This is a genomic window from Flavobacterium sp. ZT3R18 (assembly GCF_007097385.1).
In the GTDB taxonomy this organism is placed as follows: domain Bacteria; phylum Bacteroidota; class Bacteroidia; order Flavobacteriales; family Flavobacteriaceae; genus Flavobacterium.
In genome coordinates this window covers 20406-44995 of sequence record NZ_VJZS01000017.1, presented here as the reverse complement: position 1 = coordinate 44995, position 24590 = coordinate 20406, and the positions used below count along the sequence as shown (strand labels likewise).

At 33.5% G+C, this 24590-nt stretch carries 16 protein-coding genes and 1 pseudogene; 16 read left to right on the top strand and 1 reads right to left on the bottom strand.

The genetic code is table 11. The features are described from left to right. The first annotated feature begins 38 nt into the window (after positions 1 to 38). The 12 genes and pseudogenes from FNW52_RS15875 to FNW52_RS15820 all read left to right on the top strand — a co-directional run bounded on the left by FNW52_RS15875 (position 39) and on the right by FNW52_RS15820 (position 17363). Positions 39 to 5699: a fibronectin type III domain-containing protein gene (locus FNW52_RS15875; RefSeq protein ID WP_143378424.1), complete on the top strand. Its 5661-nt coding sequence runs from the start codon at positions 39 to 41 to the stop codon at positions 5697 to 5699. Next, entirely contained in the window at positions 5674 to 6615 is a 942-nt protein-coding gene (locus FNW52_RS15870; RefSeq protein WP_143378418.1) for a hypothetical protein, read from the top strand. Before FNW52_RS15875 ends, FNW52_RS15870 begins: the two co-directional genes overlap by 26 nt. Further along, positions 6612 to 7604, top strand: a complete 993-nt coding sequence (locus tag FNW52_RS15865) for a hypothetical protein (RefSeq protein WP_143378416.1) — start codon at positions 6612 to 6614, stop codon at positions 7602 to 7604. Before FNW52_RS15870 ends, FNW52_RS15865 begins: the two co-directional genes overlap by 4 nt. 148 nt (positions 7605 to 7752) lie before the next feature. Further along, positions 7753 to 8760, top strand: a complete 1008-nt coding sequence (locus FNW52_RS15860) for a hypothetical protein (protein WP_143378414.1) — start codon at positions 7753 to 7755, stop codon at positions 8758 to 8760. Between the two features lie 108 nt (positions 8761 to 8868). Then, positions 8869 to 9369, top strand: coding sequence for a hypothetical protein (locus FNW52_RS15855; RefSeq protein ID WP_143378413.1), 501 nt, complete (start codon positions 8869 to 8871; stop codon positions 9367 to 9369). A gap of 112 nt (positions 9370 to 9481) precedes the next feature. Next, complete coding sequence (locus FNW52_RS15850; protein ID WP_185966008.1) at positions 9482 to 9856, top strand: hypothetical protein; 375 nt, start codon at positions 9482 to 9484, stop codon at positions 9854 to 9856. Further along, on the top strand, positions 9853 to 10362 hold the full coding sequence (locus tag FNW52_RS15845) for a hypothetical protein (protein WP_143378410.1): 510 nt from the start codon (positions 9853 to 9855) through the stop codon (positions 10360 to 10362). The genes FNW52_RS15850 and FNW52_RS15845 overlap by 4 nt, the downstream gene beginning before the upstream one ends. 512 nt (positions 10363 to 10874) lie before the next feature. Further along, positions 10875 to 13739: a fibronectin type III domain-containing protein gene (locus tag FNW52_RS15840; RefSeq protein ID WP_143378409.1), complete on the top strand. Its 2865-nt coding sequence runs from the start codon at positions 10875 to 10877 to the stop codon at positions 13737 to 13739. 2 nt (positions 13740 to 13741) lie between these two features. Continuing rightward, entirely contained in the window at positions 13742 to 14200 is a 459-nt protein-coding gene (locus tag FNW52_RS15835; protein WP_143378408.1) for a hypothetical protein, read from the top strand. 1 nt (position 14201) lies between these two features. Next, positions 14202 to 15389 (top strand): hypothetical protein, encoded by a 1188-nt coding sequence (locus FNW52_RS15830; protein WP_143378406.1) that lies wholly within the window; start codon positions 14202 to 14204, stop codon positions 15387 to 15389. A 175-nt stretch (positions 15390 to 15564) separates the two neighbouring features. After that, positions 15565 to 16168: pseudogene (locus tag FNW52_RS15825) on the top strand (transposase). A gap of 283 nt (positions 16169 to 16451) precedes the next feature. Next, a complete protein-coding gene (locus FNW52_RS15820) occupies positions 16452 to 17363 on the top strand; it encodes a hypothetical protein (RefSeq protein ID WP_143378405.1) in 912 nt (303 codons plus the stop codon). Between the two features lie 213 nt (positions 17364 to 17576). On the opposite strand, the gene FNW52_RS15815 is transcribed toward FNW52_RS15820, so the two are convergent. After that, on the bottom strand, positions 17577 to 18725 hold the full coding sequence (locus FNW52_RS15815; protein ID WP_143378403.1) for a lipase: 1149 nt from the start codon (positions 18723 to 18725) through the stop codon (positions 17577 to 17579). Positions 18726 to 19039: 314 nt separating this feature from the next. On the opposite strand from FNW52_RS15815, the gene FNW52_RS15810 reads away from it, so the two are divergent. From FNW52_RS15810 to FNW52_RS15795, 4 genes are all read left to right on the top strand, one after another. Further along, on the top strand, positions 19040 to 19822 hold the full coding sequence (locus tag FNW52_RS15810; protein ID WP_221933402.1) for a carbohydrate-binding family 9-like protein: 783 nt from the start codon (positions 19040 to 19042) through the stop codon (positions 19820 to 19822). A 249-nt stretch (positions 19823 to 20071) separates the two neighbouring features. After that, the gene (locus FNW52_RS15805; RefSeq protein ID WP_143378401.1) at positions 20072 to 21622 is read left to right on the top strand and encodes a glycoside hydrolase family 10 protein; all 1551 of its coding nucleotides are present in this window, start codon (positions 20072 to 20074) and stop codon (positions 21620 to 21622) included. Between the two features lie 407 nt (positions 21623 to 22029). After that, entirely contained in the window at positions 22030 to 23292 is a 1263-nt protein-coding gene (locus FNW52_RS15800; RefSeq protein ID WP_143378400.1) for an MFS transporter, read from the top strand. A 107-nt stretch (positions 23293 to 23399) separates the two neighbouring features. Continuing rightward, positions 23400 to 24590, top strand: coding sequence for a YhcG family protein (locus FNW52_RS15795; RefSeq protein ID WP_143378399.1), 1191 nt, complete (start codon positions 23400 to 23402; stop codon positions 24588 to 24590).

The window sequence follows — 24590 nt, the reverse complement described above, 5'->3', positions numbered from 1 at the left end:
GTTTAAAAATAAAATTTAAGAAGTAAAATAATTACCAAATGCAAAAAAAACTATACATCCTTGTAACCCTCTTACTCCTGCAATGCTCCCCCTTTGGGGGCTGGGGGGCTTTTGCCCAAACCTACCCCGTAACTATAAGCACGCAACTCACGCAGCCCTCGCCTATTTACCTGAGTAATTATGCCAATACTGCGAGCATCAACAGTCCCATAAAGGTGCAATTGATACTCAATGACTTGTCTATTATGAACAGGCAAGTGCGATTGAAGTGCTACTTTCAGGGAGCGGTGTCTTTTGTAACCAATGATTTTGTGGTGGGGGCAGCACCTATCTATCTCGAAGGTGGATTCCCAACGCAGTTGACCAATGTAGAGCTAGGATCGTATTTTGAATTTCAAAACATAAAAGGGATTAATCCCAACCAATATGGGCAACCCTTACCCGAGGGAATTTACACTATCTCATTTGAAGTGTATGATTTTGCCTCCAACAAAAAACTGTCTAAGAAATCAAGTGTTACCACTGTTATTTTCCAGAACGAACCACCGTTCTTAAACCTACCTGCAAACCAAGCAGAGATCATGGAGCAAAACATCCAGAACATCGTCTTTAGCTGGACACCGAGAAGCATTAACGTAAGTAATGTAGAATATGAATTCTCCCTAGTCGAGATTTGGAACAGCAATACGCCTATCCAAAATGCCTTTGCCTACTCGCCTCCGCTTTATACCACCACTACCCGAAATACCACGGTACAATACAGCATTGCCGAACCCCAACTTATTCCCGGCAAGACGTACGCATGGCGCGTAAAAGCCAAAGCCCTAGTAGGTGCCGAAGAAATTGGTGTTTTTAAGAACAACGGTTATAGCGAAACCTACTCTTTTAAATACCTCACGTTCTGTAAACCACCCATGGCGATTACCGCCACCGACGTAAGCCAAGAACAAGCCAAAGTGACTTGGAGTGGCGCTGTGGATAATTTTGATTACCAAGTTAATTATAGAGAAAAAAATGCCGACTCCAAGTGGTACAAACTCGTAACCCCAAGGGAATACGCACTCATAAGCAACCTAAAACCAAAAACCACCTACGAGTACACTGTAGGCGCTGCCTGCGACCCAGGCGAATATACCCACAGCAACATTCAGGATTTTACGACTCTAGCTCAAGACGAAATTGCCTTTACAGGTTGTGGCATCAAGCCCGATCCTACAGCCCTGTCCAACAAAACGCCACTACCCGCTTTATTCCCTAATGATGTGGTAACGGCAGGCGATTTCCCTATAGTAGTATTAAAATCTACAGGAAGCAACGGTACTTTCTCAGGCGAAGGCTATGTGACTTTACCGTTTTTAGAGAAGTTTAGAAAACTTATTGATGCCGCTGCTGCTTTGGCAGGCAGTGATGAAAATGGAGACTCTAAAGCTAATATTGGCAAATACACTCGCATTCGGATTACTTTTAAAAATATAGGGGTAAATACCGATTTTAAATTGATTTCGGGGGAAATTGTGGCGAGTTATGATCCGAAGTGGGGAAGTATGATTGATGGGGATAAACTCGTTAATGATGTATTGGGAGATACGGGAACTGTCATTCCTATTGACGTACAATTTGAAATCAAAAGTGTTGTAAAAAATGCAGATGGAACACTTACCATAACAGGTACCAATGGCGTTGTCGTTACGCAGCCAAAAACGGCAAATGATGTAATAATCTCCGATAGAAATGGTAAACAATATGCTGTTTCTCCCAATGCACCTGTTGGTAATATCGAATCAACTGGAAAAATAGCACCCGGTGGTGTTCCTACCCCTCAAAACACTAATGGAATGGGATCTGGTGGCAATATCAAGCAAATCTCATCTCCAGATGTTAGTATAACCTTTGCCGCTGGAACGGGTTTCTATAGCTTAGACGAAAACCCAAACCAAGACCCTAAACTAAAAGGCAATACCAAACTCAACAATACATACGATGTCATTCCTAAAAAAGACGGAACGAACTATTATGTACATTATAAAGCCGTCTCGGATGCACCAAAAGCCGAAGATTATATTACGGCAAAAGCGACATTCAGCAACGGAAAAACAGCAGCTGACATCGTTTTTAAAACCGAAAACGGTACCGAAATTCCATCTACTTGGTCAGGCAATGTGGCAACGCTTACGCTAAAACGCACCTTAGATTTTGCCAAAGAATCAATACTAGCCACCGTAAAACCGCCTGTACAAAAAGACAGCGTAAAAGTAACCGCCAAATACGACATTGCAGGTACACTGAATATGTGGCATGTAACCAGCAAAAAAGTAAATGTAACTTTGGTGGGATTGAATGGAGGACAAACACCAACACAAAGCCAAGCCCAAGAATACCTTAATAGCATATACGGCAAAGCGGGAATACAATTTGAGGTTAGCACTATAAAAGTTGATATAGCAAAAAGTTGGGACACTAGCATTGAAACAGGTGATAGTGATTTGCTTAATACTTATACCGATGGACAACAAACCATTATTACAGATTTTCAAACCCAATTGGGATCCAGCTATAAAAATAACACTTATTATGTGTTGTTTACTGGAGTTCCTGCAAGTAAGTCTGGTGTGTTAGGCTTTATGCCTCTAAAAAGGCAGTTTGGTTTCATCTTTGCTCCCCCTTCGGGGGCTGAGCCTGTCGAAGTCCGTACACTAGCACACGAGCTTGGACATGGTGTTTTTGGGTTGCAACATCCGTTCACAGATTACAGCACCACCGTTACTACTGATTTATTAATGGATTATGGAACTGGAACTGCATTAAGCCACAATGATTGGGAAATAATTCATGCTCCGGGGTTGCAATTGTATCAGTTTACTCAGGGGAGTAGTGCGGGGGCACTTCAAGACGGAAGTGTAATTGTAGGAATTGATGTTAATGGAGATCCCATAAAATTTGACATATCTAAAAGTTGTAATCAGTTTTTTGTTGGCAAAAAACTAGCAAAATTCGACGATAATGAAATAAAGAAAATCAATAAACTTTATATCACAGCATCAGGTGAATTAATTAAAGTTACTGATGAAAAAAATAATATATATAATTTGTCTCGTCGAATTATAAAGGACAAAAACAATCCGACTTTAATAACTGGGACTTATGAAGCAAGTCAATTGATTTGTTCTACATGCATTGAATCGGACATAACAAAAGGTAATGTAGAAAAAGGCGTTAAAAGAGAAGAGAAAACGGATGCTTTAGGAAAAGTCGTGGTCACTTATTCGGGTATTTCAGTAAGTTCAAGATATGTGATTGCAAATTTCGCAACTTTAAAAGATTGCAAGGTTGGCGAAGAGATTGTTGTACTTAAAGGAAATACTTTTGAATGTAGAAAAATCACTCAAAACGAATGCAATGGTCAAAACAATTCACAGGACGATAACCAAGGGAATATCGTAATTGTTAGAGATTGTGGTACTAATACTTTTGAACAAGTACACAATTTAAATACCGCTGGAGCAGATGGCACCAAAACTTGGGGGGATAAAATGGTCAAGTATTTAGATTTAGATATTAAAAATAATTCTAAAAACAAATACGGTGATAACCTTTCAAATATCAATACGGATGATTTAAAATATATCAATCCCGGGAGTGATTACTTCAATAATGATATGTTCAAATCGGATTATATCAAAGAATTAAATCAAAAACTAGCCTATTTAGAAGTAAGTTCTGGTGTCCAAACTTATATTCGGTTTGTAGAAACCACTTGCACTTTTACAGAGCAAGAGGGAACAGAATTTGCTGAAGACATTTTTAAATACAGTAAATCTATTTCCAAGGAAAATGGCATTTATGTTTTAGTGGTCAGAAATTATAATGCCAGTCACCAATTGGAATGGAAAACTTATTTTGCCTTTGGAAATAAAATTTCAGCTTCGATAAAATTAGATGCAAGAAGTTTATTAAAAATAAATGAAACGAAACAATTTACCTCTTTTGGTCAGTCATTAATACAATTTTACCAACAAGTCCCTAAAAACCAATTACAATATATCTATGTAATTGAAAAAGTTACAACCGAAGAAATTAAAAACGCCCCAACGAAATCTTTTTTAACAAAGAATATTTTAAGAAAAATTGTTACCGTTAAAGAGCAAAAAGGGAATGCCATTCAAGCCATTTATTTGTTTAAAGACACTCAAACCAACAACATTGTTGCTTTGAATGAAAAAGAAAATATAAACAGATTAAAAGAACAATACGTTGCTGATGAAAGTTTGAATTTGGCTCAACTTTATGCAGATAAATATGCAGATTGGAGACTTTCCTATTTTGATTTTAATAAACCTGAATATGAAGATGGAATAGTTTCAATAGTACCACATATCTCTGAGTGTAAATTTACATTAAACAAGACTTGTATAGAACAATATATAGATGATGCATTTCTAGTCGCTGGTATTGCTTCAATTCCTTTTGGCAATGTAGCGGTAGTTATAGTAGATGGGCTGGCCATTGTTTATTACGCAACTAAAGGCGACTTGAACACTGCAATGATGTACTTGGGGGCTTACGGAGTTGGTCCTGTTGTAGGGGAAGTGATCTGTAAAATTGCAGAAGTTTATCCTACGATTGTTAAGTTTAAACAAAACTTAATTATTTCCATTCAATTAGAAAAAGGACTTGATGAAGTAGCTGTAAAAACTTTATTAAACAAGGAACTTAGTAAAGAAGCAAATAAGGTAGTTGTAGAATATTTAATTCCGCACGGAACTTATAAAAACGCTTTTGTAAAAGCTACAGAAAACGAGATTGTTACTGGTTACATTAAAGTTGAAAACGGCACTGAAAATCTGGTAGTCCTTGCAGAACAAAAAGGAACAAATTTATTATCTAAGAAGTTAACAAACGCTACTGATGTTGAGGTTAGGGAGGCGTTTGAGAGTTTGATTAAGACAGAACGGTTTATTGCAAAATCAGGCAGTGAACTAAAAACCTATTTATCAAAATTAACAAATAAACCAGTTGGAAAAACTTACACAGGTGATGTATTTCGTTCTTTGGGTATCAATTCTGAAAAGAATTTTGGTGCCGTACCAAATAAAATGACTTCTCATGAAGTATGGAGTTCATGGGGAAGATATGATTTAGCTGGAGAAGAGAATGCAATGTACTTGAGTAAAACAGAGGCAGGAAATAAAAGAGAACTAGTACCCCATTATGGTGGATGGTCAGAATTTAGTACCTATAAATATTCTAATGTAAAAGCTGCTAATTTATTAGATTTAACAGATGATGTTGTAAGGCGACAACTAGCTACCCAATTTGATGATTTAACCAAGGTTTTGGACGACAAGGCTGAAATGTATGAATTTACAAATGAATTGGCTTCTTGGGCAAGAAAAAAAGGATATAATGGAATGATTGTACCTGGTGCTAGAGGCACAAAAGATTATGAAAATATTATTTTATTTGAGCAAAAATATATTGATGATGTATTAGAGAATATTAAACCAGAAAGAATAATAAAAGAAACACAGCTTAGCAAACTTGCTAATGAATTACCAACTAATTTAAGAGCTAAATTTTTAGAAGATTTCACCAATGCAAGTGATGACGTATCAAAAGCTTTATTAAAAGAAAACTCAGAATTATTATCAGGTTGGAAAAATTTTAGAAAAAATCATGGCAATGAATTTATATGTAACTAACAAAGAAAAAACAATGAATAAAGTAATAAAACATATCCTATTTGCATTTCTACTGCTTATATCACAATTAGGATTTTCACAATCAGGATGTTGGTTTAGTGACTTAGCAAAAGAATTAAATAGTGGTACGGATGAGTTTAAGACAATTATAAGAAATGACCCGGACGGATCTTTTGCTTACCAACAATTACATTTGGCTGGAAAAAGCAGTTTGAGAAAAAATCCTTTGGCATTGCAGGCATATACAAAAACTATAGGTAATATTAAACTCAAAGAACTTGGTTTTACTGATGAACTGCTTGCAAAAGTAAATGGTTATAGTGATGCTAGTTTTGCTCAATTAATGCAAGATTTAGACAAGTTAGGTAATCATTTAGCAACCAATAATATCAAAATAGATAATTTTTCTTCTGTAATTGATATATTAAAAGGAGGAAATGCCAATTATCGACAAGGAGTACATTGGATTGTAGAAGATTTGGGTAAAGAACTAGCCTTTAAAGGCAAAAACCTACAGTTAGAATTACGGGTAGGTAACTCTAGAGAAACATTTTCATTTATAGACTTAGCATGCAAAAACTGTTCTTCGAAGGGCACCGATATTATGATAGAATACAAATCAGGTCCCGGAAGTATAACTAAAGAAACCATACAAAAACAGTTTATAGAGCGTGACCTTTTTAATGCCAACTCTTTAGACGAAATACAATGGAGAATGAAAAATACAAACTTAACTAAAGATCAATTAGTAAATTGGTTGACTGAGCATAAAAGTTCTATCGAAAGTATTGGTAAAGAAAAGATATCTAAATTATTAAATGATAAAGATCTTATAGAAATGACAGATAGTCAAGTTGCAAATAAGTTAATCTCCTATTTAGGAATTGAATCTAATTACATAAAAATATTCAAATGAAAACAGAGATAATAAAAAAATGTCATCGTTTTGCGGTTTGCAATAATACAATATATACAATTAATTCAGAAAAATATTTTTTGATAAATAATAAATTAATAAATAAGGGTTGTTTTTCAATTAGCGGATTTTTTGATAACAATATAGTTCTTTTTGAAGAAAATAAATTTGAATCATCTATTTATAGCAAAAAAGGAGAACTGATAAAGCATATTGAAGACTTTGCAATAATTGTTCGTGAAAGAATTTCTCCAACTGTCTTTTTTGTAGGCATTAATGATGGAAACACTATTTATTATGCAAAGTTTTGTGTTGTTGAATTTAAAGTTTTAGAAAAATTTAGTTCTATTAGAAGAGTAGGAACTGTTTTTAAAAATGATACATTTATCTCAAACGATACAGAAAAAATAGGTTGTTTAGATTTTGAAAACAAAGAAGTTTGGTATCATACATTTTCTTCTCTTTTGGGCGAGGAAGTAGCAGGAATTAGTAACGAAATAATAGAAATTTCAGGAATTATATACTTCATCTTATTTGGTAAAGAAACCAAAAAATGCTTCGGTTTAGATGCTAATACTGGTAAAGTAGTAAAAAACTATCCAGATTTAGTTGGGCAATTGGTTGTAGAGGATGAATATATTTATTTTTTGCATACCGAGATTATTTCGGTACTCAACACCAAAACCGATGAAATTACGACTTGGTTTATAGATGATTTGATGAAAGAAAAAGGTATCGACAGTTTACTTTTTCCTCGTTGGGCAGTTCGTGATGGATTAATTTATTTTTCGCAATCCAAAGGAGCCGATAGGTATTCGGACAATGTAGGGGCAAGATTTGGAGTGTTAGACCCTATAAAAAAAGAGATGCTTTGGCACCATCAACTTCCGCTAGAAAACGGTATTATTGGAGAAATAAAAGTCAATCAAAATAGAATTTATTTACATACACAAGATCAAACATTATTTGTTTTTGAAAAGGAAGAATGAAATATAAAGTTGCTATTGAGAAATTAGAATACACTAAAATAAAAAAGTTTTTACCTGACGATAGGTTTTTAACAACAGAAAATTTTGTAGATAGGTTTATTTCAAAATTTAACGACTCATCATTTTTTAATTCAATATTTAAATAATTATGAAATTAATTTCTAAAATTAATACTGCAAGAATGGTCAAACACATCTCTAATGATGAATTTTATTATGTAAATAAGGATAAACAATTAGTAAAATATCTTAATTCAAAAACTGAAAATATAATAAGTAATATAAAATGTGAAGTTATTGAAGAATGGAATTCTGGCTTATTAATAAATGAGTGCATATTTTATAATTATTCAACTTTTGAGCCTTTATTTGAGGAAAATAATATTTACAAGTGTTTAGTAATTAGTAATGATAAGTTGATAATTAAAAAAAATGATTTTATTAATGAGAAGATAAAATTCGGAGTTTATAATCATAAAAACAATTTGATCTTATGGATAGAATTAAATAAAAATATTAATCCATATTTTTTTAATTCTAATAATACCTTTATCTCGTACACAAAATTAGGTCTTGAAAATTATGACCTCAATCTTAATTTACTCTGGCGACACACCTTTTCATCATTATTAAATGAAGATGAAGTAGTCACTAGCGATGAGATAGTTGAAGTTTCGGATGTCATCTATTTTGTATTACATGGCGGAGGCAAACATGATTGTTTTGCTTTGGATGCCAACACAGGAAAAGTAGTAAAAACCTATCCCGATTTAGTTGGGCAATTGATTGTTGAGGATGAAACCATTTATTTTTTGCATACCGAGATTATTTCGATACTCAACACCAAAACCGATGAAATTACGACTTGGTTTATAGATGATTTGATGAAAGAAAAAGGTGTCGACAGTTTACTTTTTCCTCGTTGGGCAGTTTATGATGGATTAATTTATTTTTCGCAATCCAAAGGAGCAGATAGGTATTCCGACAATATAGGGGCAAGATTTGGAGTGTTAGATCCTATAAAAAAAGAGATGCTTTGGCAACATCAACTTCCGTTAGAAAACGGTATTATTGGAGAAATAAAAGTCAATCAAAATAGAATTTATTTACATACACAAGATCAAACATTATTTATTTTTAAAAGGAAGGATGAATAAATTAAAAAAAATAAAGTTATAATTGATTTACAAAAACCAGTTAGATGAACATCTGGCAATCAACTAACTATCGACTTTAATCAATTTAAATGTTTTAAATTAAAAGAAATGACACTTCAAAATATAATAAATCATTTCAAATCTTTCTTGGTTAAAAGAGTATTGAAGCCTAATATAATGGCAAAATTATCAGTAGAAGATAAACTAATTATTACGGAAATTGGTCTGCCAAATAAAATTTTAGATTTTCAATTTACTAATGATCTACAATTTAAGTCAAAATCAGAACTTATAATCGGGAAGACCTATAACAAACAAGATATTCTTCTAATTATAGAATCTGGAAATATTGTAAAAGATGAGGATAATTGCTTTCTCGCTAAATCTCTTAAAAATCTTATTCTACAGCTATATACATACGATTATTTATGGAAAGTAATTATTCCAGAAGCTAAATTTGGAAATTATCGTGAAAATTATAACCATAAAAAATATGCCCAATTTTTAGAAAATGAATTATTGAAAATAGATCCTTATTTATTAGAAAATGATAATAAATATTTTTGGGGCTCAATGATTGAGGATATAGAATTTGGAATAGTTGGTTAAATTATTAATCATTACATAAAAGGAACAAAAGGTTATATTACTATTTTTGAAGATAGAAGTTACAAAATTTCAAATAGTGGTAACTGGCAAATATCTAATCCTGGAAAGTAATATGAAAACAATTGGTTTTATTTACGAGCATAATCCTATTTTATATTCATTGAGATTTGATGAGTTTAAAAAAAAATGCACTTATGACAATGAAATGGTATTAAAACATCTAAAGAAAGGTTCAGTAATTGCAACTACAATGCATGTTATTAGTTCATTAATAAAAAATGACAACCAAATTATTGGAGGTATATTGTATTTAACAGATGGTGATTGGATTTGGACCAATTATCTATCTTATTATGTAGAAAAGGAATCAATTGAATTACCCGAGGATTTTTTAAACCACATAAAAAATGCATCAAAAGAAAAGCAAAAATTAGATGCTCTCAAAATTGAGAATGCAGTTAACTTCTTAAAAAAAAATATTATATGACCACAGAAGAATTAAAAAATATAGAAAAGTATAAAAACTATCCTGACGGTAGTTTAAGTAGAAAAACTTACGATAGATATTTTCTACATTTTGAGGAGTACCTAAAAAAATATTATCATAATCCTAACTTTAAAGAGTGGGAAAGATGGTATCAAAAATATATAGAACCAGCTTTTGATTTAAAAAGGCATCATGAAATGATTAAAAATTTCGGATATGTCTCTATTGACAAACATGATTTCATAACACAGTATGAAGTTTATAGTCAATTAAAAAGTGATGAGAGATTAGATGAAGAAACTAAAAAATACGTAGGATTTCTAGCCGGAGCAGGTTTTTTTAACCAATTTAATTTATCTGTTGAACGATGGTTCAAAATAAATAATTGGCAAAACCCAAATATTAAGAATGAAGAAAGCAAAACTTTGAATGAAATATTAAATTATCCCTATGGCATTAATTATTTTAAAACCTTATTAACTCAAATGCCTTTTTGGAGGAGGTAGATTAGTCATTACCCCGCTCCACGAAGTGTTCGTCTCTACATGCTCCGCAAATGTCTCATGCCTTTGCGTTTTTTTTAAAATTCTTGAAAAACCGTAAAATATGATAAAAGTCTCCCGACTTTTTCCGAGAATGTCATTAGAATTGTATGCGTTTCAAACCCAGCTGCGCAAAGTGTAGCTGCGCGCTCCGCAAAGTCTCATGACTTTTGCGTTTTTTTAAAAGTTCTTCAAAACCGTAAATAGGATAAAAGTCTCCCGACTTTTACCGTGAATGTCTTTAGAATTGCATATGTTTCAAATCATTATAAAAGCTCCATCAATGCACCGAATCCCCGCCCCAGATAGCAGCGACAGCCCCGATAATTAGAACACTATTTTTTACAGCCGGTACAGAGCGACCAACGGAAGCTCCTGTAACGGCTAGTAAAAAAAGGGTTCTAATGGAGGGCTATAGCGGATAGCTGGATAAGGCGCATTATTATGATATCTTTGCAAAGAACGTGACCCAAAAAATGTTAAAAAAACTCCACATTTGCCTATTGCTTATTGCCTATTGTCTTACAGGTCAAGCCCAAACCTACCCCGTAACCATAAGCACGCAACTCACGCAGCCCTCCCCTATTTACCTGAGTAATTATGCCAATACTGCGAGCATCAATAGTCCTATAAAAGTGCAATTGATACTCAATGACTTGTCTATTATGAACAGACAAGTGCGACTGAAATGCTATTTTCAGGGAGCGGTGTCTTTTGTAACCAATGATTTTGTGGTGGGTGCGGCACCTATCTATCTCGAAGGTGGATTCCCAACGCAGTTGACCAATGTAGAGCTAGGATCGTATTTTGAATTTCAAAACATAAAAGGGATTAATCCCAACCAATATGGGCAACCCTTACCCGAGGGAATTTATACTATCTCATTTGAAGTGTATGATTTTGCCACCAACAAAAAACTGTCTAAGAAATCAAGTGTTACCACAGTTATTTTCCAGAACGAACCACCGTTCCTAAACCTCCCTGCAAACCAAGCAGAGATTGTAGAGCAAAACATCCAGAACATCGTCTTTAGCTGGACACCGCGAAGCATTAATGTAAGTAATGTAGAATATGAATTCTCTCTAGTCGAGATTTGGAACAGCAATACGCCCATTCAAAATGCCTTTGCCTACTCGCCTCCGCTTTATACCACCACTACCCGAAATACCACGGTGCAGTACAGCATTGCCGAACCTCAACTTATTCCCGGCAAGACGTACGCATGGCGCGTAAAAGCCAAAGCCCTAGTAGGTGCCGAAGAAATTGGTGTTTTTAAAAACAACGGTTACAGCGAAACCTACTCTTTTAAATACCTCACGTTCTGTAAACCACCATTGGCGATTACTGCCACCGACGTAAGCCAAGAACAAGCCAAAGTGACTTGGAGTGGCGCCGTGGACAATTACGATTACCAAGTTAATTATAGAGAAAAAAATGCCGACTCCAAGTGGTACAAACTCGTAACCCCAAGGGAATACGCACTCATAAGCAACCTAAAACCAAAAACCACCTACGAGTACACTGTAGGCGCTGCCTGCGACCCAGGCGAATATACCCACAGCAACATTCAGGAGTTTACGACTCTAGCTCAAGACGAAATTGCCTTTACAGGTTGTGGCATCAAGCCCGATCCTACGGCCCTGTCCAACAAAATGCCACTACCCGCTTTATTCCCTAATGATGTGGTAACGGCAGGCGATTTCCCTATTGTAGTGCTAAAATCTACAGGAAGCAACGGTACTTTCTCGGGCGAAGGTTATGTGACTTTGCCGTTTTTGGAGAAGTTTAGAAAGCTCATTGATGCCGCAGCCGCTTTGGCAGGCAGTGATGAAAATGGTGACTCTAAAGCTAATATTGGCAAATACACTCGCATTCGGATTACTTTTAAAAATATAGGGGTAAATACCGATTTTAAATTGATTTCGGGGGAAATTGTGGCTAGTTATGACCCGAAGTGGGGAAGTATGATTGATGGGGATAAGTTGGTGGAGAATATTTCAAATATTATAGATGATTTTGTAGAACTTAACATTTTTAGTCCAAACAATGACATTCCTGAAACGAGTACTTCTAATGACACAAATACAGTAACTAATCCTATTGCAGTTAACGTTACTAATCCAACTGTAATAAATCCAACTACTACTAATAATCAAAATGGTACAGTAAACAATACTTCTACAACATCTAACCCAAGTAATACTAATTCTACTGTTTCTAATACAAATACTAATAATACACCTAACATTTCGCCCCCTATTCCTGAAAAAGTAATTTTTAATTCTATTACTTTAACAGCAAATGAACATGATACAAAAAGAATTGCAAAAGAAGGGCAAACCTTGTATTATGTTAATGGCTCTTCTAAAAAAACTCCTATAACAGATTTAGTACTCACTATAACCCCTCCAAATCTAGCTAAAGTTAAAATAGAAAATAATGTACATTGGTTTAATAATAATACTACCATAGATAAATCTGAAGGAAGACTAAAAATAAAACCAAAAGATTTAAATAAAGATGCAACCATTAAATCGGTAGCAGGGTTTCCAAATGAAACCGAAAGAATAGTTGATGTTAAATTTGTGGATAGAGAATTTTCTAAGCAATCTTTAAGTCTGTCAGCTGGTACATTTAAAAAGCTGGAAAAATTACTAGAATGGAAAAATGCAATGGATAAAACTTCAAATTTTTTAGAAAAAATACCTTGGATAAAAAAAGTAAAGAAAAATGAAAGAAGTTCAGGAGCTATATCTTTTTATGTTGACTTTACACTTGGAGAAGCTGAATTAGAGAACAAAGAAGACAGGTTCTCGAGATTTTACTACAGAGAAACAAGTATAAAATCTGGGGTAGATATTGGATTACAAGGAACGGCTACAATTTGGAAATGGAATCCTAATCCATTATCGTATTTCCCTAGTGCTCCAAAATGGGCAACAGATTTGGTTAAATGCGAAATAAGATTTGAAGCTAGTGCAAGTGCTGGTGGAGAAATTAAGTATAGCGGGGTTTCTAAAAAATATGTTGAAACCAATAAAATTGTAAAATCTGAGGCTATTGATCCTGCAATAATTAAGCTTAATGCTAATATAACAGTAGGCGGAGAATTGAAATTAGGCGAAAAAGACACACTTTTATCCGGAGGAATAGAATTATTAGGGGAAGCCAACGCAGAAATTTACAGAATTGGATATTATGATGAGGGTTTTAAAGATGTTTTTTTCAAAGAAGGAGTCACTGTGGAATTTTCTGCTAATCCTTTTCTTTATGTATCAGGATTCAAATTTGATAAAACATTTACATATAAAATAGTAGTTGTTGAACCTAACATCGATTAATTATGAAGTATTTTAATTATTTTATTATAGCATTTGTATGTATTAATATACCTTTAGCAGTTTATTCAGATTTTGAGGTCTTTAAAAATACATATTCAATTATGTATTGTGATAATTGTTTCAAAAAGGACACATTGGTTGTATACGAAACTAAAGCTTCATCTATTTCTACAGGGAAAAAATTGTCTAGTGATATAAATTCTGTCGATTATGGGGTTTTAAAATCAAATAAAAAGAAAAAGAATGTTTCGTATAGGAATGATTTTCACCCTGAATATTTTGTTAAAGAAGACACAATTAAAGAAGCTATTGTATATTATTCTAAGCTTAATGATTATAAGCTTTTTGCTCATAAACCTACTAGCATTTGGGATGTAAATTTAAAATACATAATTATCCCTTTGCTATATATATATTCAATAATTGTAATTATCTATTATATCATCAAAAAAATAAAATGAAATGAAAAAAATATTAGCATTATTAATATTAATCCCTACTATCAGTTTTGCACAAGAAACTGATGGTAATGGAATTGTTCTTGAATATAATCAAAAACAGAATAGTATTTATGAATCTTTTTCGCCAATTAAAATTAAAATAGTAAACAGCCAAACAGAAATTGATTATTCAAAAATTGAAGGCATAGTACAATCTTTTTTGTCAGCGAATAATCGTCAATGGGTTAAAAGTGATTTTTACAATAAGAATAAAACAAGTGTTAAAGATGATGAACATTTTAATAAAATCAAAAGTTGCAATAAAGATTCAACATATGTAGAATTAGAAAGTGTTTATAGATATTCATATAACGGTAATTCAATGGCACTCGTTAAATTTTCAATTACATTTGAAGGAGTACCTTTTCAAATAATCTATTCGTTATCTATAATTTTTAGAGACAATAGATGGTATATCTATGACTTAATCAATCAGACTAATACTACATATATTTTTTCTAGTTTAAATAACAACATTATTCTTGAATTACTTTCTAAAGAAAAATCAAAAAATAATATTGTGGAAAAATTAAAGAATAATTCAATGATACAAAGTACACTTAATATAGATTTATTGTTTCGAAATATTGAAAATTTAAAAGAAAATGAGAAGAATCAATTATTAGACGAAAGGATTTGGAATTTTAATGCTGGAAAAAATATAAATAAAAAATATCAAAATAAAAAAATTGAAAGTATTATTTTACAATCATTTACATTAGACAAAGCTGTTTTTACAACTTACAATAAAAAAGATATTTTATATCAAGGAGTAAAAGTTCAAGATACTGAAAATAAAAAATTTTTATCAAGCATTATTCCTCAAACAAAAGACACTTTATATTTAATACATTCATTATCAATTAAATTAAATTCAAATAATTATATAGTTGTAAAATACAAATTCAAAAATAGTATTGAATCAACAATAATAGGAGAGAATCCAAATAAAGAAATTATTGAAATTTCTAATTTTGTTAAAACTATTAAAAGCAAGGTGTTTTTCGATATTATAGCAAATAAAGAAATTTCTGAACTAAAGGATATAATTAAAGATTCAAAAGGCCAAGTAAACGGATTAAACATAAGTAATCTAGCATATTTTTTTTTAAAAAACAAAGCATTATTATCTAAATATATAGATGATTAAAACCAGCACCAGCTGCGCAAAGTGTGGCTGCCCCCGCTAGTCCGAGCATTAGGTAACGCTGGGCTAGTGCGAGCTTCAAGCTCGTACCCACAAACGAGAGCAGACAAAACAAACTACAATCCTAAAAAAGTTGTAGTTTTTGTTTTAGGAATATCTATATTTACGAAAAAGACATATGAGCAGAAAATATAAATTTCACGAAAAAGAAGGAGCTTATTTTGTAAGTTTCGCAACAGTCAATTGGATAGATGTATCTACTAGAGAGCTGCATTTTGCAATAATGACCGAATCGCTAGACCATTGCAGAAAAAACAAGGGTATGGAGATTTATGGTTACTGCATTATGCCAAGTTAAGCCTGCCCTGAGCGTAGTCGATGGGTGCATTTGATTTTTAGGTCTGCATTAGGAGACCCGTCAGGATTAATGAGGGATTTAAAAGGGTTTACTTCTAGAAAGATAATGAAAACAATTCAAGACAATCCGCAAGACCCGAGCCTGAAAGTGCGAACAGGCGAAGCAAAGCAGACGCGAATGGATGCTATGGATGTTTGAAAGAGCCGGAAAGAAAAACAGCAATGTTAAGGAAAAACAGTTTTGGCAGCAAAACAACCAACCAATAGAAATTTGGAGTTTGAAAGTATTTGAACAAAAACTAAACTATATTCATAACAACCCAGTAGAATCAGGTTTTGTAACCGACCCCATAGACTGGAAATACAGCAGCGCAAGGAATTATGGCAATAACGATCAAACCATTTTAGAGATAGACTTGAATTGATTTAGATTGTGGGCACGAGCGGGACGCTCGCGCTAGCCATACGCTCAAGCCAGCGGAGGTTTTATATATGAATTTGCAAAACTATTATTATTAAATTCCTTGCAAACAAAAATTATTAACATTCAGGTATATTTACTTACTAATACTCTATTTTTAAAAGTTAGTTTTATGGTTTTAAATTCATGTTTATTTTAAAACAAGCTTTGCATTTTACTTCCAATACCTTTAGCTTCAGTTTATATATAGGTTTGAATTTCTATTTATCAATCTAAAAAACTATAAAATGAAAAAATTACAATTAAGTTCGTTAGTCTTTGTTAGTATGTTACTGTTACTGAATTCTTGTCAGAAACCAGATCAAGAAATTGTACCAACAAAGGAATCCGAAGTCGGGGTAAGTAATAAGACTGCAAAGCAAAGTCTTTTGCCTTGCCCCCAACAAGTATTTGCATTGGTTTTGGGCGGCAATGGAGGATCTCCAATACCTGCAGGATATCTATCGTATATCTGTAAGGTAGATTTATGTACAAATCCAGTTGGTTTTAGCTTTATTTCTCAATTAAAGATAAATAATGTAGCGGTAACCGATGTAACAGGCATTTGCGATAACCCTGGAATTGTAGATTTTGGTTATGCTGTAACAGGAATTAACTCCAATTTTCCAAAAAAATTATTGCGTTTCCAGATATCAACAGGAATAAGCAATATTGTAAATGCGACAACAGACGCCCTACAAGATATAGAGTATTATCCACCCACAAATTTATATGTTGCTATTAAGGAAGGAACATCACAATTAATGAAAGTAGCTGTTCCATCGGGTATTTGTACAGCGTTTTCGCCAGTGGGACCTACTAGCCAGTATAACGGGCTTACCGTTGTTGGAAATAAGTTACAAGCAATTTCTGGAAACACAACATTAATTTGCAATCCAACATCTGGTGATATATTTGAGTATCCTGCCACAGGAGGAAATTACACCGGAAAGTATTCGTATAAAAATCTAGCGGCAAATAGTCCTTGGACAATGAAAGAATTGGGATTTTATTTTGACGATTGTTGCCAAAAGCGTTGGGTAGTAGGTAGTAGTAATGGGTTTTTATCTCATAATCTAAATATAACGCCTTGCATATTGCCAAATCCTAATTTTTTAATAAACACAAAACCTATTTACGACTTTATGTCGAAGAAATAAGAACTTCTGCGAATCATGGGTTGGATATGCAACTTTCGATTTTCTATGAAGACCTAACAAGTTTACAAAAAACTGTTACTTCCATTCGGAAAAAATAACATTTTATTTCAACCCGCTCCACGAAGGGATCTCTCTACGCGCTCCTCATTCTACAATGCTCTGCGCTAAGCGATCCTTAGCGCGAACATTCGATTTTCATTGAATTTTATCCAGCTATTCCTTTATGTATAGCTGTATTTGATTGCTAACCGTTTCGGGTAAATTGAACGCATTAGCCTTATTGTAAACTGTGGTGTGTTGGTATGCGGCCTGACAGAAAAAAAGTTTATTTTCCTTTGATATCCCCTTAACGGGCATATCTACCGGTGGCTCGTTTGGTCCTTTGGGTTTGCCATCAAAAGCATATTCGTTTGCAGTTCCTCCAAAAATTCTTGTATAATTGGCTTCAATTAATTTTATAATTTCTTTTTTATAATTTAATAAACCTAACGGAACCCCTATCAAAGTTAATCTTCCGTACGCGGTACTGCTATAAAGTTTAGGTATTTGCTCTAACATTATTGTTTCCCATCCATGAGGAACAATGTCGTAATTATTGATAACCGAATGGTAATTATTGGCTAATTTTTCTTCGGCATAGCTAGCTAATTCCGCATTTCCAGGGGTAGGACCCGCACTGGGATAACAGGAAACGGTGCCATTTGAAAACCCATTGCTTTCTTTCATCTCTACCAGCTTCAAAGCCACTAGCGGAGACAATGCGCCTCCCAAACTATGCCCGCAAGTGGCTATTTCGATATTTTCATTCGAAGAAATGGTATTAAAAAAATCGAGCACGTTTTTCTTATTGTCTTTCATTTTCAATAATAGATTCAAACCATCAGAACTACCTTGCGAAATTCTAGCATTTAGAACGCCCTTCCAATTTACCATTCTTCCTACTTTGGCATCTTCATCTCGCCATCCAAAATTTGAAACACTATTGGTACCTGCCACTGCTACTACGTAAACCGTTTTTGAGGGATTTTCTGGATCTTGTCCCTTAGCAACATACATGGTATTGTCCGAAAGCCATTTATTAAAATGATCCGATTTTTTGTTTTTGACAAGAGAATTTTGCAAACAAGGTCCCCAAACCAGTTCCCAATTGCCAATGAAAGAAGTTAAGATCGGATCTTGCAATGCGGTTTGAATTCGATTAACAGCGTTTTGCTGCAAGTCTTGTTCGGTATCTGCATAAATCATTTGGTTACAATTAGACAGTGCCGATAATACTGCAATGACTTGTTGTTTTTTTGTGATAGCCGCAACTTGTGGAACATCCATTTCTATTACATTCTCCAGTTCTATTGTATTCTCCATTTTTTTGGGGGTTAAATTTGATAAATTTTTAGTAAATCCTATTCTTCACCATATAGTAAAGCAATTCTTGAGCAATAGTATAACAACGGATTTAAAACCATTAAAAAGATGGCATAAGGCAGAACTCCGTTGTCATGAATCAGTTAAAATGTTTAATGAGATTTGAAGCAAGAAAACCCAGCAACACAAAGTTTTCTAATGAGTAGATAAAAGCTAACCCTAAAGCTTCCCCAACCCTATCCCTCTTATTTTATACTAGCTTGAACGATAAAAAGTAGTTTTGAATTTTTACAATTATTATTGTAGATTTGAATATGAAGCAGTTAATAATCGTATTAATCCTTTTAATTGCAATTCGTGGACTTTCCCAAGAAGCGAGCAACGATTTAAAATCGAGATCAATAGACATTATATACAAACAAGAACAACTGAAATCAGAAAACGAAATGAAGACTGTTACTATACAAAAACTAGAAAAAAACACTATTTCGGCTGATCAAGTTGCTGCATTACTTGACAATAATAAGGTGTCTTTTCAAACTATAGCTTCACTCAACTGGAATGAATATCCGTACCATCCAGAAGTATCATTTAGAATGGCGCATGATGGGACTTCTATTTTTTTAAATTATCATATAAAAGAAAAAAGCATTCGAGCTCGTTACAGCAAAGACAATAGTATGGTTTGGACTGATTCGTGCGTAGAATTTTTCATCCTTCCTTTGGGTGAAAATGAATATTACAATATAGAATCGAATTGTATTGGTACTTTGTTTTTCGGGATTGGGAAAGACGGCAGTTATAGAGAACCTGCTCTAACTGAATTTTCGAATCAAATTCAACGTTGGTCGAGTCTAGGCAATCAACCTTTTGAGGAACGCATTGGAGATGTCGAATGGGAACTTTCTCTTATTATTCCCACCAGTGCATTTTTTAAGGGAGACATCAAAGAACTATCTGGACAGGTTATGAAAGGCAACTTTTTTAAATGTGGAGATGATCTCGTTACTCCACATTTTCTATCTTGGAATCCGATAAACACAAAAAATCCTAACTTTCATTTACCAGAATTTTTTGGAACACTTATATTCGAGTAAAAGCCGGTTAGTTATTTAATTAACAGCTAAAAAAAAATCAAACCATATAAGTAATGTAAGTTCATTTAAGGCTAAGTCTCGAAAATCAACTTGTTTTTACGCAGATAACTTAGATTGCCAAAAATAAAATATTTCCTTTTTTTTTTACTAAAATCTTTATTAAGTATTCTAGGCCTAATTTTATTGGCAATTAATTTAATAAACTTAGCTAAAAAAACTACTTTTGATTTCTTTATAAAAAGATTGAAAATGAATTCAAAGAAGTCCTTTGCACTCCATCTTATATTTTTTCTCTTCGTTACTGCCATTGGGCTTGCCCAAAAAAGAGAACTACACCCCAAAAACGAATTTCGTGCAGTTTGGATTGCCACTGTGGTTAATATTGACTGGCCAAAAAACAACATGGATTCGGTTGAAAAACAAAAAGCCGACTTTATAGAAACTTTAGACACCTACAAAAAATTAAATTACAACGCCGTAATTGTTCAAATACGCTCTGTGGGTGATGCTCTTTACCCTTCGCCATTAGCACCTTGGTCTCGATATTTGACCAGTGTAGAGGGACAATCTCCTAGACCGTATTATGACACATTACAATGGATGATTGCCGAAACTCATGCTCGTGGTTTTGAATTTCATGCTTGGCTGAATCCCTATCGTGCCACTTTCGATTTGAAAACGGAGCTTTTGAGTCGCAGTCACGATTTTTATAAACATCCCGAATGGATGATCGAATATGGTGGGAAATATTATTACAATCCCGCTTTGCCTGAAGTGCAACAACACTTAACGGCTGTTGTAGAAGAGGTAGTCAAAAACTACGATATTGATGCCATACACTTTGATGATTATTTTTATCCCTACAAAATAAAAGGTATCGAATTTAACGATAGTGTATCCTATAAAAAACTAGGTAACGGACTTTCCTTGGGAGATTGGAGGCGCTTAAATGTGGCTAATTTTGTAAAAAATATTTCGTTTACCATCAAAAATCTAAAACCTTGGGTACAATTTGGCATCAGTCCGTTTGGGGTTTGGCGCAACAAATCAGTAGATCCAAAAGGGTCTGACACTCAATCTGGACAAACCAATTATGATGATTTATATGCAGATCCTATGGACTGGATGAACAACAACTGGATCGATTATATCGTACCCCAACTGTATTGGAGTATTGATCACAAAACTAATTCATATTCTATGTTAATGAAATGGTGGTCCGAAAACACACCAAACAACACAGCGCTTTACATGGGTAACAGTTCCTATAAAATTAGAGCAGATGCAGATAAAAAATGGAATAACATTTATGAAATTCCCAATCAAATTGACCTTACTCGCCAATTTGAAAATGTACAGGGAAATGGCTTTTTTAGTGCCAAGTGTTTTATGAATAAAAACCAAGATGTGGTTAAACTACTCAAAGAATATGAATATAAATACCCAGCACTTCCTTTGCCAGTTCCCCATTTCAAAAAAGAAATTTCGGATAGTCTACTAATCAATTCTATCACAAAAGATACCGTAAACTATTATATTACTTTCCAGAAACCAATAAATATGAAAGTGCGTTATATTGTGGTGTATGGTGCAAAAGATGTATCGAAAATAAACATCAATGATGCCAGCCAAATCCTAGAAAAAATAGCGGTTCAGGAAGACTGTACCGATTTTAATATTCAAGTACCCTGCTATAAATTGATAGGAAACACAGCCTTTGCCTTTACTTTCGTCGATTATTATGCCAATGAAAGCCCTGAAACCATAATCGATTTAAAAGTAGAAACGCAAACGAAATAAAGGTTTAGAAGGTTTAGAAGGTTTAGAAGGTTTAGAAGGTTTAGAAGGTTTAGAAGGTTTAGGATGATTAAGAGTTAAACAATATTGAGACCGCTCCGATAACCCTATTTTGTATAAAAATGAATTTCAATAGTTAAAAACTTTATGATTATAAAGGTTTATTTTTATTGAAATTATTATAAACTCAATGTTTTTAGGTTATCGGAACAGACTAAATAGCTAAACAAAAAACTTTAAAAATCAAATAAATATTACTTAAATCGTCATCACGATTAAAACAAAACAACCCTTAAACAATATAAACTCTTAAATAATACAAATTAATAAACCATTGGCTTATAAACATTTAAACTTTCTAACCCTTCTAAACCTTCTAACCCTTCTAAACTTTTAAACATTTCAAAAAAATGAAAGAAAATAAACCTTGGTATTGGATTCCTTTTTTAAATTTTGCTTCGGGTTTTCCGTATGCTATTATTATTTCGGTTTCGGTAATTATGTATAAAAATTTGGGTATTGCCAATGAAGATATTGGAGTCTACACCAGTTTATTATATCTACCTTGGGTCATCAAACCGCTTTGGAGTCCGTTTATCGATATGTATGCCACCAAAAGAAAATGGTTTCTAGCCATGCAATTGGTCATTGCGATTGCGTTTTTGATTGTGGGCTTAACCATCCCGATGAATCATTTTTTCATGTTGAGTTTGGGGCTCTTTTGGGTAGCGGCATTTGCATCAGCGTCTAATGATGTGGCGAGCGATGGCTTTTATATGTTGGCTTTGGCCAAAGAACAACAGTCTTTTTTCCTGGGAATTCGAAGTACTTTCTATAGGCTTTCGATGCTTACTGCCAATGGATTAATCGTGATTCTGGGAGGATTCCTCGAACAAAAATATGGAGACAAAACCAAAGCTTGGTCGTACACGATGATTGTTGTGGCATTGATTATGGCTTTTCTAACGATTTACAACTTTTTTACCGCTCCAAAAGTCGAAGAAATCACTACTACCAAAACAGAACCTAAAGTAAGTTTTGGAGAAGTGTTTGCTACTTTTTTCCAAAAGAAGCAAATCGGAATCATACTGGCATTTATTTTACTTTTCAGACTCGGTGAATCACAATTATTAAAAATGCTAACCCCTTTTTTAATCGATGATAAAACAAAAGGCGGTCTGGGATTAACCACCGAAGATGTAGGAATCATATATGGAACGTTTGGAGTTGCAGCACTTGTTGTTGGTGGAATTCTAGGCGGAATAGCCATTTCAAAAGGGGGATTAAAGAAATGGATGTTGCCCATGTTTCTGGCGATGCACTTGCCTATTTTGGGATTTGTAATGTTAGCGCATTTTCATCCTACTTCAGTTTATTATATTTATGCCACTGTTATTGCAGAGCAGTTTGGATACGGTTTTGGTTTTGCAGCCTTTATGATGTACTTGATTTATGTTGCCGATGGCGAATCAAAAACTGCCCATTACTCCATTGCCACTGGCTTTATGGCTCTGGGTATGATGCTTCCCGGTATGGCGAGCGGTTTTATACAGGAATATTTAGGCTACGGCAATTTCTTTATTTGGGTATTTTGCGCCACTATTCCAGGATTGATTTTATCTCAATTATTAAAATATCCAGCTGATTTTGGTAAGAAAGTGGAGGATAAATAAAACATTTTTTTTAAACATATAAGAAATATAAGTTCATTTAAGCAGTTTTTTTATTCCTTAAATTCAACTATACCTATAAGAAGAAAGCAGTTAATCGATTTTGAATTATGACAAAATTAAGTAATCAAATAAACGAAAATCCACTTTTTAGTAAAGTAGCCGAATTACTGGAACTTGCCCGCAAACAAGTTGTCTCAACTGTAAATCTGACTATGGTTCATACCTATTTTGAAATAGGAAAAATGATTATTGAGGAAGAACAGCAAGGAGAAATTAGGGCAACTTATGGAAAAGGTATTTTAAAAGACTTATCCATTCGACTTAAAGAGCATTTTGGGAAAGGATTTTCAGAGCAAAATTTAAGACAAATGCGTAAATTTTATGCCATTTATTCCATTTCTAACAAGTCATATTCTCCTTTATTAGAATCGAATAAACAGAAGGTTACAAAACGACAGAAGCCTTCTGTCGTTTTACAAAACACTGATAATCAATTCAACTCAATTCAACAGAAGCCTTTTATCGAATTACAAAATACTGATAACCAATCAGATTCAATTTGGCAGAAGCCTTCTACTAAATTCAAATTAAGCTGGTCACACTATCTTGTTTTAATGCGAATAGAAAACAGCAATGAACGAAGCTTCTATGAAATCGAAGCCTTCGAACAAAACTGGTCTGAGCCTCAACTCAAACGACAATATCATTCTAGTTTATACGAGCGTTTGGCTTTAAGTCGGGACAAAAATGAAGTAATGAAACTTGCTACTGAAGGTCATAAAATAGATAAACCCCAAGATTTATTAAAAAACCCATTAACATTGGATTTTTTAGGATTACAAGAAAAACATTCTTACACTGAATCCGACTTAGAACACGGCATCATTTCAAAATTACAAGATTTTCTACTAGAATTAGGAAAAGGTTTCTTGTTCGAAGCAAGGCAAAAAAGATTTACATTTGACAATGACCATTATTTTGTTGACTTGGTTTTTTACAATCGATTACTGCAATGCTATGTAATAATCGATTTAAAAACAGACAAATTAGTACACCAAGATATAGGACAAATGCAAATGTATGTCAATTATTACGACCGATTTGAAAAACTAGAACACGAAAAACCCACCATAGGAATTCTTTTGTGTAAAAAGAAAAATGATGCGCTGGTAGAACTTACTTTACCAAAAGACTCAAACATTTACGCTTCTGAATATAGTTTGTATCTCCCCGAAAAAGAGCTTTTGCAACAAAAACTAATCGAATGGGTACATGAATTTGAAGAAGAAAATTTATAA